Raw genomic sequence first — 18935 nt, forward strand, 5'->3', positions numbered from 1 at the left:
AAAGGCCGGGCTGAAAAGCGCCCGGCCGTGCCCAGAGGGGTAGCACCCCGCCCCTCAAGGTCAAGCCCCAATCGCCCTGGTTGGTGTGCACCGCTACCCGTCGCCTCATAGTTCGGACGGCTCGCTGCGCATCGCCACGCCAGGCTGCATGCGTGGCTGGTGTGCGTTGGTGGCTGTCCGGTTGGCACCGCGCGCCGGACCTGCGTGCGTGGGCGCGTTGCGAGGGCGACTGCGGTTGGCACAGCCCAGATCTGGTCTGACCCACCCTGCCCCGCGCACCTCGCCGGCTCGCGTCACGGCCGTGAACCCGTGACCAGATAGTGGGAGATTTCCTCCCGTCGCTTGGTACGTCGCGCGAAGCTGTGGCAGCATCCCGGACATGGCTCAGTTCACCGCCATCATTATTGACGAGCGCGTCGGGTAGTTGCCGCCACTGGCACCCGACGCGCAGACCTCTCGCATCCCGCGGGGGGTCTTTTTGTTTGTCCTGATGAGGAGATGACTCCGATGGCCGGCCCTACCGACGAGTTCCACGTCTACGACACGACCTTGCGCGATGGCGCGCAGCGTGAGGGCATCTCGTACTCCGTCACGGACAAGCTCGCTGTCGCGCGCCTGCTGGACGGGGTCGGCGTCGGGTTCATCGAGGGTGGCTGGCCCGGTGCGTTGCCCAAGGACACGGAGTTCTTCGCCAGGGCGGCGGCCGGTGAGCTGGAACTGAAGCACGCCAAGCTGGTGGCGTTCGGGGCCACGCGCAAGGCCGGGGTCAGGGTCGAGGAGGACCCGCAGGTCAAGGCGTTGCTGGAGTCGCAGGCGCCGGTGGTGACGCTGGTGGCCAAGTCGGACCTGCGGCACATCGAACGGGCGTTGCGGACGGACACCGAGGAGAACCTGAAGATGGTGCGCGACACCGTCAGGTTCTTGAAGGACCACGGCAGGCGCGTCTTCCTCGACGCCGAGCACTTCTTCGACGGGTACGCGTTCTCCCCGGACACCAGCCTGAGGGTGCTGGAGTCCGCTGTGGAGGGTGGCGCGGACGTCGTGGTGCTGTGCGACACCAACGGCGGGCAGCTGCCGCTCGGTCTCGCCGGCACGGTCGCGGAGATCGTCGAGAAGACCGGTTTCCGCGTCGGAATCCACTGCCAGGACGACACGTCCTGTGCTGTGGCGAACACTCTCGCGGCCGTTCAGGCGGGCGCGACGCACGTTCAGTGCACCGCCAACGGATACGGCGAGCGAGCAGGCAATGCGGACCTGTTCGCCGTCGTGGGAAACCTCGTGACCAAGCTCGGCATGGAGGTGCTCCCGACCGGGGCACTGGCCGAGCTCACCCGTGTCTCCCATGCGTTGGCCGAGATCGCGAACATCGCACCCGACACCCACCAGGCTTATGTCGGGTCGTCAGCATTCGCTCACAAGGCGGGTCTGCACGCGAGCGCGATCAAGGTGGATCCGGAGCTGTACAACCACATCGATCCGGACACCGTCGGCAACGACATGCGGGTGCTGGTCACCGAGATGGCCGGTCGGGCGAGCCTCGAACTCAAGGGACGTGAGTTCGGGCTCGACCTGGCCGGCCGGTCAACCGAGGTCGGAACGGCCTTGGCGCGGGTGAAGGAGCTGGAGGCCAAGGGCTGGTCGTTCGAGGCCGCGGACGCGTCGCTGGAACTGTTGCTGCGCGGCGAGCTGTCCGAACTGGACACTCCGCCGTTCACACTGGAGTCCTACCGCGTCGTGCTCGACCACCGGTCGGACGGCGAGATCGTGTCCGAGGCCACGGTCAAGGTGCACGTGGCGGGGGAGCGGGTCATCGCCACCGCCGAGGGCAACGGGCCGGTGCACGCACTGGACGCGGCGCTGCGCAAGGCGTTGCTGCCGCACCTGTCCTGGTTGGACACCGTGGAACTGGCCGACTACAAGGTGCGCATCCTCACCGAACATCCCGGCACGGACGCCGTGACGCGTGTGCTGGTGGAGTCCACGGACGGCGAGCGCGGGTGGACGACGGTCGGCGTGCACGGGAACATCGTCGAGGCGTCCTGGCTGGCGCTGTGCGACGCCCTCGTGCACAAGTCGATGCGGTCCGGCTGACCTCGTAAGCTGGCGATGTGCGCATCGCCCGAATTGCTCATCCTGCTGGCGTGGCCTTCGTCGCCGTTCAAGGCGACGAGGCCGCGGAAATCGCCGAACACCCCTTCGGCACGCCGACGTTCACCGGCCGGAAGTGGCCGCTCGCGGACGTGAGGCTGCTCGCCCCCATCCTGCCCACCAAGATCATTGGTGTGGGCCGGAACTACGCGGACCACGCGAAGGAGCTCGGCAACGAGGTTCCCGCGGAGCCGTTGCTGTTCTTCAAGCCCAACACCTCGGTGGTCGGCCCGAACGTGGAGATCAAGCTCCCGGCCGTGTCCGAGCGCGTCGACTTCGAAGGCGAACTGGCCGTCATCATCGGCCAGCCGTGCCGCGACGTGCCGCGGGCCAAGGCCACCGGTGTGATCATGGGTTACACGATCGCCAACGACGTCACGGCGCGCGACCTGCAGAAGAAGGACGTGCAGTTCACGCGTGCCAAGGGTTTTGACACGTTCTGCCCGTTGGGTCCGTTCATCGAGACGGAGTTCGACCCGTCCGACGTGCGCGTCGTCACCGAGGTCGACGGCGTGGTCAAACAAGACGGACGTACTTCGTTGATGGTGCACGACATTCCGTCGCTCGTGGAGTACGTGTCGGGAATCATGACACTGTTGCCGGGCGACCTGATCCTCACCGGCACGCCGGCCGGTGTCGGGCCGATGACGGCCGGACAGACGGTCTCGGTGACGGTGGACGGCCTCGGCACGCTCACCAATCCGGTCGCAAATAGGTAGCCGTACGGAGCAATCCGGCGTCCGGCGGCTTACGCACCCGGGTACCCACGAGTAACTTCCCGGTGTCATGACGGACCCGGCGTCCACCCGTGTGTTGCTGGTCGACGGTTCGCAGCTCATCACCGAGGGGCTGCGGATCTCACTGCACCGCACGCACTGCTTCCGCGTTGTGGGCATCGCCCACACCGTGGCCGATGCCGCGCGCAGTCTGCGCGGCACGCCGGTGGACCTGGTCGTCACGGACTTCGACGTACCGGGCGCCGGGCCGCTGCGCACCGTGCGGGACACGGCGCAGTACAGACCGGGCGCCCGTGTCGTCGTGCTGTCCAATGCGGACAGTCCGAGCTGGGCCCGCGCGGCGCTCGACGCCGGCGCGGTGGCCTACCTGCTGAAGACCTCGCCCGTGGCCGAGTTGCTGCCGCTCATCGTGGCCGCGGTGCGGGGTGCTCCTGCCACGATCGACGCACGGGTGGGGTCGCTGGCACGCCTACCGGCGCGGATGCCCCCGCCCGCCGCGCTCGGCCGGCTGTCGGCGCGCGAGTTCGACGTGCTGGCCGAGATGGCGAAGGGCATGGACAACGCGCGGATCGCCCAGCGGCTCTTCATCAGCAACGACACCGTGAAGACCCACGTGAAGGCGATCCTGCGCAAGCTGGGCGCCCGTGACCGCGCCCACGCCGTGGCGATGGTGCTCGGCGAGTCCGCCGAGGCGTTCGTCACGACCTGACGATGGTCTGCGGGTCCCTCCGCGCGAAGTCGGGCGCGTGCTCGGGCCGTGGGCCGATCGCGACCACGTAGGCGGGAACGGCCTGCAGGAACGGCAGCTTCTGGGCGATCTTGAGCGGCAACGGCACGCCCGTGCTCGACACCGTCTCGGTGCTGTTGAGCTTGCGCCCGAGGAACAGCCGGTGGATCACCCGCTGCACGGTCTGGATCACCACGGTCGGGAAGAGCCTGCGCCCGCGCACCTTCGCGAGCGTCGCGTCCGTGACCCGGCCCTCCCGCAACGGCTTTGCCAGCACCGTCGCCGCCGCGACCGCGTCCTGCACGGCCAGGTTGATGCCCACGCCGCCGACCGGTGACATCGCGTGCGCCGCGTCACCGATGCAGAGCAGCCCGTCGACGTGCCACCGGCGCAACCGGTCGAGCTTCACGTCGAGCAGCTTCACCTCGTCGAGGTCCGTGATGTGGCCGACGCGGTCCGCGAGCCAGGGGATGAGCGTGACGACCCGTTCGCGGAACTTCTCGACGCCCTCGGCGCGCACCGCCTGGTCCGTCCCCTTGCGAATGAGGAAGGCGCACTGGAAGTACTCGCCGCGTGGAATGAGGACGAGCGCGCTGCCGGAGCTGAACCGGCCGGCGCCACCCTTCACGTCGTCGCTCTCGTTGCGCGGCAACCGGAACCACCACACGTCCATCGGCGCGCCGAAGCTGTAGACCGGGAGTTCCACCGCCGCGCGCAGGATCGAGCTCCGCCCGTCCGCCGCGACGACCAGGTCGGCGGCGAACTCGCCCTCGTGCCCGTCGACGCGATCCCGGTACTTCACGCCCGTGACCCTGTTGCCGTTCTTGGTGATCTCGGTGACCTCGGTGTTCATCCGCAGCGTGAACGACGGTTCGAGCCTGCCCGCGTCCGCCAGCAGGTCGAGGAAGTCCCACTGCGGCACCATCGCGATGCGCTTGTTCGGGCCGGGAAGCCGCGACAGGTCGGCGATCGTGGCCTTGGCGCCGCTGTCGAGCAGCGCCTCGATCTTGTCGACGTCCTGGTGTGGGACCTGCTCGAACGCGGGCCCCAGCCCCAGTTCGTCGAGCAGCGTGAGCGTCGAGGCGTGCACGGTGTCGCCGCGGAAGTCGCGCAGGAAGTCGCCGTGCTTCTCCAGCACCGTGACCTCGACGCCACCGCGCGCCAGCAGCAGCCCCAGCACCATCCCGGCAGGTCCGCCACCGACGACGAGACAGGTTGTCCTCTCCATGGTGATCCCCTCTTTTCAACTCATGTTGAATTAAGGCAAGCATGCTCTTGATCGCCAGGCGCGTCAAGCACGTTCGCGGTGGCGCACGTCTCCTCGTTCGGGACCGTCCAAATTGGACGGTCTGGTGGACCAGGCCTCGAAAAGGTTGCGGCTGGTGTGAAATGTCGTTGTGCGAGCTAGGGTGTCGCGCCCGCGGAACGGGCGTTCCACCCGGCGTTCGTCACGTAGCCGAACAACACTCGACCGGGTGATTGCATCTGGCGCTCGGACCAGTCCGACTGGTTCGTTCGGGCCCTATGGGTCCGCTTGATCGTGCAAGGACCTATAGGAATCACCTCGTTAGCCGAATCGGACGAGGGCCCCTCGCACCTAACCTTCCGGGGTGACAACTGCGTCCCCGACTTTCACGCGTAAGAGAACCGGCGAGATCCGCGCTGTGTGCCTGGACGTCGACGACACACTTGTCGACTACAGCTCTTCTTCGCGAGCCGCCCTGGCCTCGATGGTCGGTAACGCCGACGCCTGGTCGTTGTGGCAGCGGATCACCGACGACCACGTCTCCCGCCAGCTCGCCGGCGAGCTCCAGTACGAGCACATGCGCAACATCCGGACGCAGGCCTTCTTCGCCGCACTCGGCGAGGACCTCTCCCTGGAGGAGGCCACCCGCCGCGAGCTGGGCCGCCAGGACGTCCTCTCGTCGAGCTGGTGCCTGTTCCCGGACGCGATCCCGATGCTCGACTGGCTGCGCGCCACGGGCCTCCCGATCGCCGCGATCAGCAACGCGTCGGGCTACCACCAGCGGATGAAGATCGCCCAGCTCGGCCTCGCCGAGTACTTCGACGCCGTGCTCATCGCCGGCGAGGTCGGCTGCGCCAAGCCGGACCGCGTGATCTTCCACACCGCGTGCCTGGCCCTGGGCGTCCCGCCCGGCGACACCGTCCACGTGGGAGACCGCCTGCACGCCGACGCCATCGGCGCGCGTGACGCCGGAATGCACGGAGTCTGGATCAACCGCGTGAGCCCGAGCGGCGGCACCCTGCCCGCGGGCCTGTCGTCCATCACGACGCTCGCGGAACTGCCCGAACTCCTCGTGTGCGAGCTCTCCACCGCCCACGCCTGAGACGTGGCTTGAGACCGGCCCCCACCTGCGCGTTTGCCGTTAGGTGGGGGCCGATTTCACTTCTGGCGGGGACGTGGTCTAGTATTTCTCCCGGCAGCAACGAGCACCTCGGAACTCCTTCGGGACAACGAAGTCGATCGTGAAAGCCAATGGGGTATGGTGTAATTGGCAGCACGACTGATTCTGGTTCAGTTAGTCTAGGTTCGAGTCCTGGTACCCCAGCTGCAACGGAAGAACTGCCCTCGGGTAAGCTTCCGGAGCTGCTGAAAATAGCAAGACCAAGTAGTGCGCAAGAAAAGAACTGAATAGCCGGATTTGGATCGGACAGAGAGATCTGATAAGGTTCACTCCAGCAAGAAGTTCTAGGGCCCCGTCGTCTAGCGGCCTAGGACGCCGCCCTCTCAAGGCGGTAGCGAGGGTTCGAATCCCTTCGGGGCTACAGAGGTGGGAGAGGCCTGTCAGCGGAAAGCGCTGACAGGCCTCTTTCGCTTTGTCCTCTGGGGGCCGAGCCCCCAGACCCCCAGCCGGCGGGCTGCCGCCCCCGGACCCCCGGCCTGGGTGTGCGCTTCGCTTCGCTCGCGAATGGCGACGTATTGCTTCGCTTCGCTCGCCGGGGGGGGCGTGTGTTGGCTGACGTGGTCCGCCTCACCTTTGTTCTCGGGCTTTCGATCGTTGGATTTGTGGCAGCTGCCTTGTCTTGTGTGATTCGGCTTTTGCTCTGCTCGCTTCGCCTTGCATATCGCGGGTTCGCTCGTGTTCTCACCGTGCCTGGGCCTATCCGCCTTGCATCGTCTGGCCTTCGGCCGCCTCCGCTTGGCGTTCCGCCTCGGTGATTCGCGCCACTCGCGTCCCGCGTCCCGCGTGCCGCGTCCCGCATGGCTGTCCTGACCCGCTCGTGCCGCCTGCGGCGCTCTCCCCACCCCGTTCTTCTGAGGCCCCAGCCCGCCCGCGTTGCCCCTCTGCTCGCTCGTGCTCTCCTGCCGCCTCCTCCCACCCCTTGCCCACCGCCTCCTTGCCCCACCGCCTCCGTCACACCCGCCTCCGCCGCGCCCCACCCCTCCTGCGGCCCCACCCGCGCCTTCTGTCCGTCCTCCACCCCACCCTTTCCCTCTCCGCTCGCCCTCCCTCCCCTCCCTCCCGCTCCGTCTGTCCTCCCGGATCGCGCTTTGCTCTCCGGCCCACCTGTTCCCTTCCCCGCCGGCCCTTCTGCCCTCCCTTCCGCCGCTCCGCTTCTAGGCCGCGCTGCCCGCCCTCCCCGTCCTCGTGGCCCGCCGCTCGCCCCCCGCGTGTCGTGCGTTTGGGGCGGCGTGTCGGGGTGTGGAAAGCACGACGGCCGCCCTCCCCGTAGGGAGAGCGGCCGGTCTGGGTGTGGTGCTTTAGAGTCGGCTTTGTAGGGCTTCGGCTGCTGCCAGTAGGTCTGCTGCCCAGCGGGCTCCTGGGCGGCGGCCCATGCGGTCGATTGGGCCTGAGACTGAGACTGCGGCCACTACTGCGCCTGAAGAGTCGCGTACTGGTGCGGAGACTGAGGCCACGCCTGGTTCTCGTTCTGCGACGCTTTGTGCCCAGCCTCGGCGGCGTACTTCCAGGAGGGTGCGTTCGCCGTAGACGGCGTCGGCCAGGACTGCTCGTTGGGTGCCTGGGTCTGACCATGCGGCAAGGACTTTGGCGCCTGAGCCCGCTGTCATGGGGAGTCTCGCGCCGATGGGAACCGTGTCGCGCAAGCCCGACGGTGGTTCGGCTGAAGAGATGCAGACGCGTTGCATGCCGTCGCGGCGGTAGAGCTGCACGCTTTCGCCTGTGATGTCGCGCAGGCGTGGCAGGACTGAGGAAGCCGCGTCCAGCAACGGGTCTGTGGCGCCGCCGGCCAGCTCCGCGAGAGCCGCGCCTGGGCGCCAGCGGCCGTCGGAGCCCCTGCGCAGCAACCTGTGCACCTCAAGGCCTACGGCCAGGCGGTGCGCGGTCGCTCGCGGCAGGCCGGTGCGATTGCACAACTCGGCCAGGCCGCACGGATCTTTTGCCACGGCGTTCAACACGGCCACTGCCTTGTCCAGCACGCCGATCCCGCTATGCTGTCCCACAAGCCGATACTAACTTCCCAGACAGTGAGAAGTCCAGATCTGTCGGCACGTCCATACTGTGGGAGATGTCGCGATGAGCCGCACGCTCGCGGAGAAGGTGTGGGAGGCACACGTTGTGCGCCACGGAAGTGGTGCGGAGCCGGACCTGCTCTACATCGACCTCCACCTGCTTCACGAAGTCACCAGCCCCCAGGCGTTCGACGGGCTGCGCCTTGCCAACCGCAAGCTGCGCAGGGCCGATCTCACGATCGCCACCGAGGACCACAACGTTCCGACCGTCGACATCGACAAGCCGATCGCGGACCTCGTCTCGCGCACGCAGGTCGAGACGCTCCGCCGCAACTGCGCGGAGTTCGGGGTGCGGCTGCACCCGATGGGCGACTTCGAGCAGGGCATCGTCCACGTGGTCGGCCCGCAGCTCGGCCTCACGCAGCCGGGAATGACGGTGGTGTGCGGCGACAGCCACACGAGCACCCACGGCGCGTTCGGCGCGCTGGCGTTCGGCATCGGCACGTCCGAGGTGGAGCACGTGATGGCGACGCAGACGTTGCCGTTGCGCCCGTTCAAGACGATGGCCATCAACGTCAACGGCGCGCTCGGCGAGGGCGTCACGGCGAAGGACATCATCCTCGCGGTCATCGCGAAGATCGGAACCGGTGGCGGACAGGGGTATGTGCTCGAGTACCGCGGCGACGCCATCGAGGCGCTGTCGATGGAAGCGCGCATGACGGTCTGCAACATGTCGATCGAGGCGGGCGCCCGTGCCGGCATGATCGCACCTGACGACACGACTTTCGACTACATCAAGGGGCGGCCGCACGCGTCGACCGGTGCCGAGTGGGACGCCGCCGTCGAGTACTGGCGGACGTTGCGCACCGACGACGGCGCGACTTTCGACGCCGAGGTGAACATCGACGCCGCGGACCTCACTCCGTTCGTCACGTGGGGAACCAACCCCGGTCAGGGACTGCCTCTGGGTGCGAACATCCCCGACCCCGAGAAGATCGTGGACGAGAACGAGCGCGTGGCCGCCGAGAAGGCGCTGACGTACATGGGCCTCGCGCCCGGCACGCCACTGCGCGACATCCGCGTGGACACGGTGTTCCTCGGCTCCTGCACCAACGGGCGCATCGAGGACCTGCGCGCCGCGGCGGACGTCATCAAGGGGAAGCACGTCGCTTCAGGAGTACGGATGCTGGTCGTCCCCGGTTCGATGCGGGTGCGCAAGCAGGCCGAGGACGAGGGCCTGGACAAGGTGTTCCTCGACGCGGGCGCCGAGTGGCGGCAGGCCGGCTGCTCGATGTGCCTTGGCATGAACCCGGATCAGCTCGCGCCCGGTGAGCGCAGCGCCTCCACCTCCAACCGCAACTTCGAGGGCAGGCAGGGCAAGGGCGGCAGGACGCACCTCGTGTCCCCGCTCGTCGCCGCCGCCACGGCCGTGCGCGGCACCCTGTCGGCCCCCGCAGACCTGGAGAACTGACCATGGAAGCCTTCACCACCCACACCGGTGTCGGTGTGCCGCTGCGCAGGTCCAACGTGGACACCGACCAGATCATCCCGGCCGTCTACCTCAAGCGCGTGACCCGCAGCGGGTTCGAGGACGGGCTCTTCGCCGCCTGGCGCGGTGACGAGCACTTCATCCTCAACCAGGAGCCCTTCAAGGCGGGCAGCGTCCTCGTCGCGGGCCCCGACTTCGGCACCGGGTCCTCTCGGGAACACGCCGTCTGGGCGTTGATGGACTACGGCTTCCGCGTCGTCGTCTCGTCCCGGTTCGCGGACATCTTCCGGGGCAACTCGGGCAAGCAGGGTCTCGTCGCGGCGCAGTGCAGCCAGTCCGATGTCGAGCTCCTGTGGAAACTGCTGGAGTCCGAACCCGGTACGGCGGTCACCGTCGACCTCACCGACAAGACCGTTCGCGCCAAGGACTTGGTGGCCCCCTTCGAGATCGACGACTACACCCGCTGGCGCCTTCTCGAAGGCCTCGACGACATCGCTTTGACACTGCGCCACGAGGCCGAGATCAGCGATTTCGAGGGCAATCGCCAGACTTGGCTGCCCACAACGGATCCGCTTCCGGCGGTCTGAGAGGGGGCCGGATTCTCCCCTTGAGAGGGGCGAATCCGGCGCCTCCTGTCCCTCGAAGGGGCGCAATTAGCCACGCCACAACGAAAAAGTTGGCGTGGCGATTGGTATTTCTCGCGATTTGGGCCTACCGTTGCGTTCTAGTCGGCCCAGACGCTTATGGGCCGTGAGCGTCCTGGGAGGGACTGAAGGTGAACAAGGCCCAGCTCATCGAGGCGCTCGCCGAGCGCCTGGGAGACAAGAAGACCGCCGGTGCTGCTGTTGACGGGCTCGTCGATGTGATCGTGCGCTCCGTCAACAAGGGCGAGAAGGTCAACATCACGGGCTTCGGCGTCTTCGAGAAGCGTGCCCGTGCGGCTCGCACGGCGCGCAACCCGCGCACCGGTGAGACCGTGAAGGTCAAGAAGACCAACGTGCCCGCGTTCCGCCCCGGCTCGACGTTCAAGGACGTCATCAGCGGTGCGAAGAAGCTGCCGAAGGCCGTTGCCGCCAAGGCCGCCGCCAAGCCCGCCGCCGCTGCCGCCGCGAAGCCCGCGGCCACCAAGGCTCCGGCGACGAAGGCCGCGACGACCCGCGCGACGACCACGACGCGCACCCGCACGGCCGCGGCCGCCACCAAGGCGCCCGCGACCCGTCGCACCACCACGGCCGCGGCGAAGCCCGCTGCTGCCAAGGCGCCCGCGAAGGCGACCGCCACCAAGGCCGCCGCCACCAAGACGGCTGCCGCTGCCAAGACGACGGCTGCCAAGGCTCCGGCGAAGCGCGCCACGGCCGCTGCCAAGCCGGCTGCTGCCAAGACGACTGCCGCTGCCAAGCCCGCCGCGAAGACCGCGGCTGCGAAGCCGGCTGCTCGCAAGACGGCTGCCAAGAAGAAGTGAGACGGGCCTCCTGAGGGAGGCTGCGTCACTTCAGATCCACGCGGAAGGCCCCGGTGTGCGCACACCGGGGCCTTCCGCGTGCCTGGGCACAGGGAAGGGTCGCAAAGGCCTTGGCCTGCAGAAAAGGCGCGCGAGGCAGCCGCTGAGGTGGTTGGGGCGGCAGGGAGACCGGCGGGCGCGGCAGGGAGTCCGCTGGGGGAGTTGAGGAAGCGGCGGGCGTGGCGGGGGAGTCCGTCGTGGGCGTGCCGTGGGAGTGCGCGGGGAGTCCGCTGGAGCAGTGGGAAAGCGCGGCGGCGAGTTCGGAGTGGCGCTGAAGAAGAGTCGCCGGCCGTTCGTGGAGGAGGCGTCCTGGCCACCCCGGACAAACGTTCCCGACCCGCGTCCCGGAATTCCGGAACCGGTCGCGCCGATTGCCGGACGGGCTTCCCGGTCCCCGATCAGCGCCCGTCCCGAACCCCGCTGCGGGCCAATAGAAATAACGCCCGCACGCCTGCGAACACCCCCGGCACAAGCGAAACCGCCGCCCTCCCGCCCGATTTGGTTGCCAGAGGCGAACTTTCGTCGGGGTGGGAGGACGGCGGCGGGAAACGTCCTGCGAACAGCCTCAGGGACGCGGTAGCGCCGAGGCCAGGTAATGCGCCGACACCAGCGTTGGCCAGCGCGAAGGCGAGTCCGAAGTGGACCACGTGCCGAACGGCCTGGTGAAGGCCAGCACCCACGTGCTGCCCTTCTTGCAGGGGATCTCGTCGAGCCGCAGACCGCCCAGTTCGGCCAGCGACTGCACGACGGACGGGATCACCCCGCCCTGCGACGAGACGACGGCACGGCCTTCGAGGGCCGCCACCTCCAGCAGGCGCACGAGACCGGCGTCCGGGTCGGGCCAGTAGCCCTCCTCCGACAGGCGGTGCTCCTCGACGATGTCCACGTCCAGGTCCTCGGCCACGCCTCGCACGGTGTCCACGCAGCGCACCCTGGGCGCCGTGTGGACGCGCACAGGCGCCCACAGGGGCAGCAACGCGCGCAGTGCCGCGGCCTGGCGCCAGCCGGCGTCGGAGAGCGGGCGGAGGTCATCGTCGTCGTCCCACTCGGAACGCTTGCCGGCCTTCGCGTGCCGCACCAGCACGACCAGCAGCAGGTCCGCGGGCAGGCGGGCGAACTCGTCGAGCACCTCGCGGTCCGGTTCGTACGTCAGCAGGGCCGACGCCTCGGTGACCGGCAGCCACCGCAGTTCGTCGACCTCCTCGTTGGCCGCGAAAGAACCGGAAACGGCTTCGGCGGCGTAGTAGTCGACGGTCTTCGGTACGCCCTTCACCGAATAGGACACCTGGCTCAGGTGGCGGCCGAGGACGCACGAGAAGCCAGTTTCCTCCTCGATCTCGCGCACCGCGCAGGCCGGAATCGTCTCTCCGTGGTCGAGTTTGCCCTTCGGCAAAGACCAGTCGTCATAACGCTGGCGGTGCACTACCGCGACTTCGACGTTTCCGCCCGCATCGCGCCAGAGCACCGCCCCAGCAGCTTTGATCACCCAAGAGCTCCGTGCTTGTGCAGCAGTTCCATCTGGTGGTCCCGCACGGACGAGCCGTCCGACGGTGAGGCTTCCCATTCTCCGTCAGAACGCAGGACCCAGCAGCGCGTGTGCGAGTCGAGGGCGGAGTCGAACATGTCGCCCAGCTGCTTGGTCAGGCGCGGGTCGGCGACGTTCACGGCGACCTCGACGCGGCGGTCCAGGTTGCGGTGCATCATGTCCGCGCTGCCGATCCAGTACTCGCCGGACGCGACGAAGTGGAAGACGCGCGAGTGCTCCAGGAACCGGCCCAGGATCGAGCGCACCTGGATGTTCTCCGACAGTCCCTTGATGCCCGGCTTCAGGCCGCAGATGCCGCGCACCACCACGTCGACGGGCACACCCGCCTGCGACGCCCGGTACAGCGCGTCGATGACCTGCTCGTCCACGAGCGAGTTCACCTTGATGCGCACACCCGAGGGCTCACCCGCCTGCGCGCGCTCGATCTCCAGGTTGATCCGGTCCACGATGCCCTTGCGGACGCCGTAGGGGGCAACGAGAAGTGAGCGGTACTCGTCCTGGCGCGCGTAGCCTGTGAGGACGTTGAAGAGGTCGGTGAGGTCCGCGCCGATCCTCGGCTCGGCGGTCAGGATGCCGACGTCCTCGTACAACCGCGCGGTCTTCGGGTTGTAGTTGCCGGTGCCGATGTGGCAGTAGCGGCGGATCGTCGAGCCCTCCTGGCGCACCACCAGCGACGTCTTGCAGTGCGTCTTCAAGCCCACCAGGCCGTAGACGACGTGCACGCCCGCCTTCTCCAGCGCCCGCGCCCACTTGATGTTCGCCTGCTCGTCGAAGCGCGCCTTGAGCTCGACCAGCGCCACGACCTGCTTGCCGGCCTCGGCCGCGTCGATCAGCGCGTCGACGATGGGGGAGTCACCGGAGGTGCGGTACAGCGTCTGCTTGATGGCGAGCACGTGCGGGTCGGCCGCGGCCTGCTCGATGAAGCGCTGCACCGATGTGGAGAACGAGTCGTACGGGTGGTGCACTAGGACGTCGCCCTCGCGCAGCGTCGCGAACACGCTCTTCGGCGTCTCGCGCTCACCGAACGCCGGGTGCGTCGCCGGCACGAACGCCGGGTCCTTCAACGTCTTGCGGTCGATGCCGTAGAGCTGCCACAGGCACGACAGGTCGAGCAGGCCGGGCACCGTCACGACGTCGTGCGGGTCGACGTCCATCTCCCGCAACAACAGTTCGAGCATGTGCTCGGTCATGTCGTCCGCGACCTCCAGGCGGACCGGCGGACCGAACCGGCGCCGCGCGAGCTCGCGTTCCAGCGCCTGCAACAGGTCCTCGTCGCGGTCCTCCTCGACCTCGAGGTCCGCGTTGCGCGTCACGCGGAACGCGTGGCACTCGATGACCTCCATGCCGGTGAACAGCTCGCCCAGATGCGCGGCGATGAGTTCCTCCAGCGGCAGGAAGGTGGCCGAAGAGGACGACCGGTCCGCTTCCACGCGAACGAGGCGCGGCACGTTGTCCGGCACCTTCACGCGGGCGAAGCGCTCGCCGCCGCCCTCGGGGTCCCGCACGGTCACGGCGAGGTTCAGCGACAGCCCCGAGATGTACGGGAACGGGTGCGCCGGGTCGACCGCCAGCGGCGTGAGGACCGGGAAGACCTGCTCGCTGAAGTAGTTGGAGAGCCTCAAACGGTCGTAGTCCGTGAGGTCGCCCCACGTCACGATGCTGATCCGGTGCTCTTCCAGGCCGGGCCTGATGTGGTCGAGGAACGCGCGGGCGTGCTGCTCCACGAGTTCCTGCGAGCGCTTGGAGATCGCCACGAGCTGTTCGAGCGGCGTGAGCCCGTCCGCGCTGCGCACCGTGAGCCCGGTCTCCGCCCGCCGCTTCAGGCCGGCGACCCGGACCATGTAGAACTCGTCCAGGTTCGAGGCGAAGATCGCGAGGAACTTCGCGCGCTCCAGCAACGGCTGCGAGGAGTCCTCGGCCAGGGCGAGCACGCGGGCGTTGAAGTCCAACCAGGACAGTTCACGGTTGAAGTACCGGTCGTCCGGGAGGTCCGTGGGCAGGGAGCTCGGCGTCACCGCGGGCGGCGCCGAGGGCACACCGCGGGTGGGCGCGGCGACCGGTTCCTGGGGCGGTTCCGCCTTCGTCCGCGGGTTGGACGCTCGCCTGGTGGCCGCGCGAGGCTGCCGTTTCGGTGCCGCCGCACGCGGGGTGGCCGCTGCCTTGCCGCGCGTCGAGCGGCGTCGGGAGGGGGTCGCCTTGCCGTCGTTGTCGTCCGTGCTCACGTCACGCATTGTGTCGCACTATCGGCCGTGGCGCCCCTAGCCAGAACGTCCGTCTGGTGAACTCCTCGTCACAGAACAGGCATGCGAAGAGCCGTAACAGCCCCGTCGGGACTACGTTCGAGGGTCACCCGCTGACCCGGACGCAGCATTCGCCAACCACCCGCCGTGACGGCTTCGGCACTCACGTCGACGAGAACGCCGTCATCTCGGAGGACGGTCGCGGATCCGTCGTTGTTAAAAGTGGACACAGTCGCCTGCACGGAGCAGAACCCTAGTGCCGCGGCGAAGGTCGGCTGCCGCGGCACTTGAGCACAGCATCAGACGTTTGGGTCTACACGGTTCTCCGGGCGCGCTGCCAGGGTCGATCCATGAAGGTTATTGCCACGATCACCGCGGCGACCCTGTTGGCCTTCACCACGGCAGGCCTGGCTTCGGCGGCTTCCGCCGAACCCAGGACGCCGAAGGTGGACAAACCACGACTGCAGGCGGCGGCGAAGAACGTTCGCCTGAAAGCCTCACTTCCCGGTACCGAACGAGCCATCTCGATCGCATTCGCCCAGTACGGCAAGCGCGACGTGGCGTTCGTGAGCATGGAGACCGGGCTCAAGACGTTCGACGTCACCGACCTCGACAGGCCCAAGCTCCTCGACCACCTCACGAAGGAGGAGATGGCGCTGCCGGGCGACGACCCGACGAAGCGCTTCTGGGAGAACGAGGACATCAACGTCGACCCCAAGCGCAAGCTCGCGTTCCTGGCGCGCGAGGTCAACTCGTTCGGCCGCGCGCTGCCCGGCGACCGCCCGACCGGCAACTACATCGTGTCCGCTGTGGACCCGGCCGACCTCAAGATCCTCAGCTTTCACAGGCAGAACACCGGTCACACCAGTACCTGCATCAACGACTGCTCGTTCCTCTGGACCGCCGGACTGGACAGGTCGGACGCCAAGACCGGCCGGATCTTCGTCACGGACATCCGCGATCCGAAGACGCCGAAGGAACTTCCGGTCGACGTCGACGTCCGCGGCAAGGCGGGCGAGGGGAAGATCACGCACGACGTGCAGGTCGACGCCCAGGGCATCGCGTGGGTGGCGGGCGACGACGGGACGCGCGGCTACTGGACGCAGGGCTGGCACCGCGACCCGTTGAGCGGCAAGTACCGCGAGGCGAAAGCGTGGGATCCCGTCCCGTACGCGGGCGGCACGGTGCCGAAGGCGGACATGCCGACCTCGTTCACGCACAACTCGTTCCGCCCGATCGGCCGCACGCTGCTCGACGGTCCGCTGCCCACGCGCGAGAACCCGCCGGGCAGCCTGCTGCTGCACACCGAGGAGGCGTTCGGTTCGCCCACCTGCAAGACCGAGGGCCGGTTCGTCATCTCGTCGTTGCAGGGCACGCACAACGGTGAGGGCTGGGGCGAGACGCCGAAGGAGATGAGGACCGTCGGCATCTGGAGCCCCGACGACCAGGAGGGCACGATCCCCGGCGACGTCACGTGCTCCGCGCACTACTTCGACGTGCAGAAGAGGATCGTGGCCTACTCCTGGTACAACCAGGGCACCCGGTTCCTCGACATCTCCAACCCCGCCAGGCCGATCCAGATCGGGTACTGGCGGCCGGACACCGCGACCTCGTGGGCGCCGTACTGGCACCGCGGCACGGTGTTCGTGGCCGACATCTCGCGCGGCGTCGAGATCCTGCAGCTGGAGAGGGGCGCCTACGAGGCGCAGGCGAGCGGCACTCCGGTGACGCTCACCGCGCACCACGCGAGGGAACTGGCCAGGGAGAGCGACCGGGAACCCGTGCCGCTCGCCCCGAACCCGTTCTACGGCTGGGCCTGCCCGATGGTCGCGAGCCGCGACGACTCCGACTGCGGAGTGGGAGCCTGCGGCGCACCCTGCTGAGTCGCGCCCGACTTCGCGCGCTGGCGGGTGATCACGCGCCGGCCGAGGTTGATCATCGGGATCTCCACGGTCGCGTAGAGGACACTCGCCAGCGCCAGTCCCAGTGCCGTGACCACCACGGACTGCCCGAGACCGGACAAAGCAGGCCAGAAGAACGCGATGATCGTCGCGGCGATCGTCTGCACCAGGTACAGCGAGTAGGAACGCTCACCGACGAACTGCATCGGCTTCGTGGACAGGAAGGTCGTGGCCGGACCGGGCGCGATCATCGCGGTCAGCAGCACGGCCGTCGCGAGCGCGTAGACCGGGACCACCAGCACGTGACCGGGAATTCCGTTGGTGCCGTCGAGGAATCCGGCGATCGGTTTCACGCTCAGGTGGACTGCGACGAACCCGATCGCGACGGCGATCTGCGCGACCCGGTTCGTGAGCGGGCGCAGCAGTGCGAACCCACGCGGGCTGTGCAACGCGATCGCGAGCACCACACCGGTCAGGATCGAGAAGTAGTGCAGTGGCCAGCCGGGGTTGCTGTGCTCCGTCGTGAAGTTCACGAGGACGAGCGCGAGCAGCATGCCGAGGGCGGCGGCACCGGCGCGGCGGCGCAGCACGACGGTGCCCAGCGCGATCGCCACCAGTGGCCAGACCAGGTAGAACTTCTGCTCGATGCCGAGCGACCAGGACTGCCCGTACGGGCTGGCGCCGGCGAACTCGTTGGTGAACGTGAGGAAGTACTTCAGCGCGGGGCCGATGCCGTTGCTGACGAACGTCCCGTAGAACGCGGACGCCACGACCGTGACGAGCAGGACCACGAAGTACACGGGGAGAATCCGGAACGCCCGCCGCAGGTAGAACTCACCGAGCGAGATGCGGCCCGTCCTGCGTTCCTCGCGCAGCATCAGCGTGGTGATCAGGAATCCGCTGAGGACGAAGAACATCTGGACGCCGGCCCAGCCCTGAAGCCGGTCGGGGCCGCCGTAGTGGAAGAAGACGACCAGAACCGCGGCAATGGCGCGCAGGCCGTCGAGTGCGGGAAAGCGGCGCAACGCCAGGTAGTCGGCGTGCGTCAATGAACTCATGCAGGTACACCTCAGGGGACCGCGTCGGGGAAACGACGTCGGGGGACACGTCGTCTGGCGTAGGGGGATACGGATGTAAAGGTGCCGGGGTTCCCCGCCGCGTTGCTCAAACCAACATTTTCGTGGCGTTCGTCACTGGATCAGCAGGCGGACAGAGGGGACAGCTCCGCCAGCGGAGCGGCGGCCGCGACGCGCCATCCCTGCTGCGTCAGCGCTCCACCGTGGACTTCCAGCCAGTACGCGCCTTCGCTCGTGTGCATGGTCGCGCGGCTGCGGACGTCCGTGACGTACGACGAACCCGACTGCCACGACACGAAGTCGCCGCTGACCCGCGGGAACACGATGCCCTCGCTCCTGGGCGCGGACCTGATCCCCGCCAGGTCACGGGGTTCCGTCCAGCCGTCGCGCCAGCCGCGCAGCTTCTCGTTCTGCGCCCAGACGATCGTGCGGCCGTCGGACGCGACGCCGTCACCGGGTTTCGCGTCCTTCAGCTGGTCGGGCAGCGCGCCCTCGGCGCGGAACCTCCCGTCCTGCAGCCAGATGACCGCGTCGCCGAGGAACACCGGCCTCTTGCCGGGGCCGACGACCCTGTCCTTCTTCCTGGCCAGGTCGTAGACGTGCACGCCGAGGCTGTCGGACCAGGCCGCCCTGCCGTTGTGCACCACGGCACCGCTGTCGCCGATGGGCATGGGCGCGCCGTCGTTGCGCGAGTCCCACGCGTAGGTCGTGGTGGTGTGGTCCGCCGGGCCGGGTGTCGTGGAGAACGTCACCCAGCGGCCGTCGAACTCGACGCCGAAGAGCTGCCCGTCGTTCTGCACCGCCATCACCTGCTGGCGCTTGCCGTGGTCGTGCAGCACCAGTTCGGTGGTCCTGTTGCGCGTGGTCTTCACCAGCGTCGTGCCGCCGTCGGCGTCGGCCGCGACCACGACGACCTTCTCGTGCGAACCGGCCTCCGTCCTGGTGCGGGACAACCGGTCCTTCCAGTCCTGCGGCAACGCCACCTGGCACGTGCTGAGGTTGCTCTCGGCCGTGTAGTCGGACGGCCGGTCGATCGGATAGGCGGCGACACAGCCCGCGATGGCCGTGACAGCCGCCAGCGCGATGAGCGCTCGCATCAGTCTCCCAAGTCGTGATCACCCGGTAGACGTGTGGC

14 protein-coding genes and 2 tRNA genes are annotated in these 18935 nt (G+C 68.2%); 10 read left to right on the forward strand and 6 right to left on the reverse strand.

All coding sequences use genetic code 11. From position 1 onward, the window contains the following. The first annotated feature begins 507 nt into the window (after window positions 1-507). The 3 genes from cimA to ACFWN2_RS43905 all read left to right on the forward strand — a co-directional run bounded on the left by cimA (window position 508) and on the right by ACFWN2_RS43905 (window position 3594). Window positions 508-2091 carry a citramalate synthase gene (gene cimA / locus ACFWN2_RS43895; protein ID WP_382436626.1) on the forward strand — a complete coding sequence of 528 codons (1584 nt, stop codon included), beginning with the start codon at window positions 508-510 and terminating at the stop codon, window positions 2089-2091. A 17-nt stretch (window positions 2092-2108) separates the two neighbouring features. Continuing rightward, window positions 2109-2867 (forward strand): fumarylacetoacetate hydrolase family protein, encoded by a 759-nt coding sequence (locus ACFWN2_RS43900; protein WP_382436628.1) that lies wholly within the window; start codon window positions 2109-2111, stop codon window positions 2865-2867. A 67-nt stretch (window positions 2868-2934) separates the two neighbouring features. After that, window positions 2935-3594 (forward strand): LuxR C-terminal-related transcriptional regulator, encoded by a 660-nt coding sequence (locus ACFWN2_RS43905; protein WP_382436629.1) that lies wholly within the window; start codon window positions 2935-2937, stop codon window positions 3592-3594. Here the strand turns inward: ACFWN2_RS43905 and ACFWN2_RS43910 are convergent. Next, the gene (locus tag ACFWN2_RS43910; protein ID WP_382436631.1) at window positions 3584-4840 is read right to left on the reverse strand and encodes an FAD-dependent oxidoreductase; all 1257 of its coding nucleotides are present in this window, start codon (window positions 4838-4840) and stop codon (window positions 3584-3586) included. The genes ACFWN2_RS43905 and ACFWN2_RS43910 overlap by 11 nt on opposite strands. A gap of 382 nt (window positions 4841-5222) precedes the next feature. On the opposite strand from ACFWN2_RS43910, the gene ACFWN2_RS43915 reads away from it, so the two are divergent. The 3 genes from ACFWN2_RS43915 to ACFWN2_RS43925 all read left to right on the forward strand — a co-directional run bounded on the left by ACFWN2_RS43915 (window position 5223) and on the right by ACFWN2_RS43925 (window position 6399). Beyond that, the gene (locus ACFWN2_RS43915) at window positions 5223-5960 is read left to right on the forward strand and encodes an HAD family hydrolase (RefSeq protein ID WP_382436632.1); all 738 of its coding nucleotides are present in this window, start codon (window positions 5223-5225) and stop codon (window positions 5958-5960) included. 150 nt (window positions 5961-6110) lie between these two features. After that, window positions 6111-6182, forward strand: a tRNA-Gln gene (locus tag ACFWN2_RS43920). Between the two features lie 144 nt (window positions 6183-6326). Then, a tRNA-Glu gene (locus tag ACFWN2_RS43925) sits at window positions 6327-6399 on the forward strand. Between the two features lie 937 nt (window positions 6400-7336). Here ACFWN2_RS43925 and ACFWN2_RS43930 read toward each other — a convergent pair. Further along, the gene (locus tag ACFWN2_RS43930) at window positions 7337-8038 is read right to left on the reverse strand and encodes an IclR family transcriptional regulator (RefSeq protein WP_177221282.1); all 702 of its coding nucleotides are present in this window, start codon (window positions 8036-8038) and stop codon (window positions 7337-7339) included. A 73-nt stretch (window positions 8039-8111) separates the two neighbouring features. On the opposite strand from ACFWN2_RS43930, the gene leuC reads away from it, so the two are divergent. The 3 genes from leuC (at window position 8112) to ACFWN2_RS43945 (ending at window position 10998) form a co-directional block, all read left to right on the forward strand. Next, the gene (leuC, locus tag ACFWN2_RS43935; protein ID WP_382436633.1) at window positions 8112-9518 is read left to right on the forward strand and encodes a 3-isopropylmalate dehydratase large subunit; all 1407 of its coding nucleotides are present in this window, start codon (window positions 8112-8114) and stop codon (window positions 9516-9518) included. A gap of 2 nt (window positions 9519-9520) precedes the next feature. Further along, window positions 9521-10123, forward strand: a complete 603-nt coding sequence (leuD, locus tag ACFWN2_RS43940) for a 3-isopropylmalate dehydratase small subunit (RefSeq protein ID WP_382436635.1) — start codon at window positions 9521-9523, stop codon at window positions 10121-10123. Window positions 10124-10311: 188 nt separating this feature from the next. Continuing rightward, window positions 10312-10998 (forward strand): HU family DNA-binding protein, encoded by a 687-nt coding sequence (locus tag ACFWN2_RS43945; RefSeq protein ID WP_382436636.1) that lies wholly within the window; start codon window positions 10312-10314, stop codon window positions 10996-10998. A 604-nt stretch (window positions 10999-11602) separates the two neighbouring features. On the opposite strand, the gene ACFWN2_RS43950 is transcribed toward ACFWN2_RS43945, so the two are convergent. Together ACFWN2_RS43950 and ACFWN2_RS43955 are read right to left on the reverse strand one after the other, a co-directional pair. Next, window positions 11603-12520, reverse strand: coding sequence for an NUDIX domain-containing protein (locus ACFWN2_RS43950; protein ID WP_382436688.1), 918 nt, complete (start codon window positions 12518-12520; stop codon window positions 11603-11605). After that, on the reverse strand, window positions 12520-14805 hold the full coding sequence (locus tag ACFWN2_RS43955) for an RNA degradosome polyphosphate kinase (protein ID WP_382436637.1): 2286 nt from the start codon (window positions 14803-14805) through the stop codon (window positions 12520-12522). Before ACFWN2_RS43955 ends, ACFWN2_RS43950 begins: the two co-directional genes overlap by 1 nt. A 368-nt stretch (window positions 14806-15173) precedes the next feature. Between ACFWN2_RS43955 and ACFWN2_RS43960 the strand changes: the two genes are divergently transcribed. Continuing rightward, window positions 15174-16706, forward strand: coding sequence for a hypothetical protein (locus tag ACFWN2_RS43960; protein WP_382436639.1), 1533 nt, complete (start codon window positions 15174-15176; stop codon window positions 16704-16706). Here ACFWN2_RS43960 and ACFWN2_RS43965 read toward each other — a convergent pair. Both ACFWN2_RS43965 and ACFWN2_RS43970 read right to left on the reverse strand, forming a co-directional pair. Continuing rightward, on the reverse strand, window positions 16628-17782 hold the full coding sequence (locus ACFWN2_RS43965; protein WP_382436640.1) for an acyltransferase family protein: 1155 nt from the start codon (window positions 17780-17782) through the stop codon (window positions 16628-16630). The genes ACFWN2_RS43960 and ACFWN2_RS43965 overlap by 79 nt on opposite strands. 140 nt (window positions 17783-17922) lie before the next feature. Beyond that, window positions 17923-18897: a hypothetical protein gene (locus ACFWN2_RS43970; RefSeq protein ID WP_382436641.1), complete on the reverse strand. Its 975-nt coding sequence runs from the start codon at window positions 18895-18897 to the stop codon at window positions 17923-17925. Between the last annotated feature and the right edge of the window lie 38 nt (window positions 18898-18935).

It is taken from the genome of Lentzea sp. NPDC058436 (genome assembly GCF_042721515.1).
Lineage (GTDB): Bacteria > Actinomycetota > Actinomycetes > Mycobacteriales > Pseudonocardiaceae > Lentzea.

Coding starts and splice junctions, on each gene's coding strand:
- ACFWN2_RS43965 (WP_382436640.1), bottom strand. CDS start 17,782: ATGAGTTCATTGACGCACGCCGACTACCTGGCGTTGCGCCGCTTTCCC.
- ACFWN2_RS43910 (WP_382436631.1), bottom strand. CDS start 4,840: ATGGAGAGGACAACCTGTCTCGTCGTCGGTGGCGGACCTGCCGGGATG.
- leuD (WP_382436635.1), top strand. CDS start 9,521: ATGGAAGCCTTCACCACCCACACCGGTGTCGGTGTGCCGCTGCGCAGG.
- ACFWN2_RS43960 (WP_382436639.1), top strand. CDS start 15,174: ATGAAGGTTATTGCCACGATCACCGCGGCGACCCTGTTGGCCTTCACC.
- leuC (WP_382436633.1), top strand. CDS start 8,112: ATGAGCCGCACGCTCGCGGAGAAGGTGTGGGAGGCACACGTTGTGCGC.
- ACFWN2_RS43970 (WP_382436641.1), bottom strand. CDS start 18,897: ATGCGAGCGCTCATCGCGCTGGCGGCTGTCACGGCCATCGCGGGCTGT.
- ACFWN2_RS43905 (WP_382436629.1), top strand. CDS start 2,935: ATGACGGACCCGGCGTCCACCCGTGTGTTGCTGGTCGACGGTTCGCAG.
- cimA (WP_382436626.1), top strand. CDS start 508: ATGGCCGGCCCTACCGACGAGTTCCACGTCTACGACACGACCTTGCGC.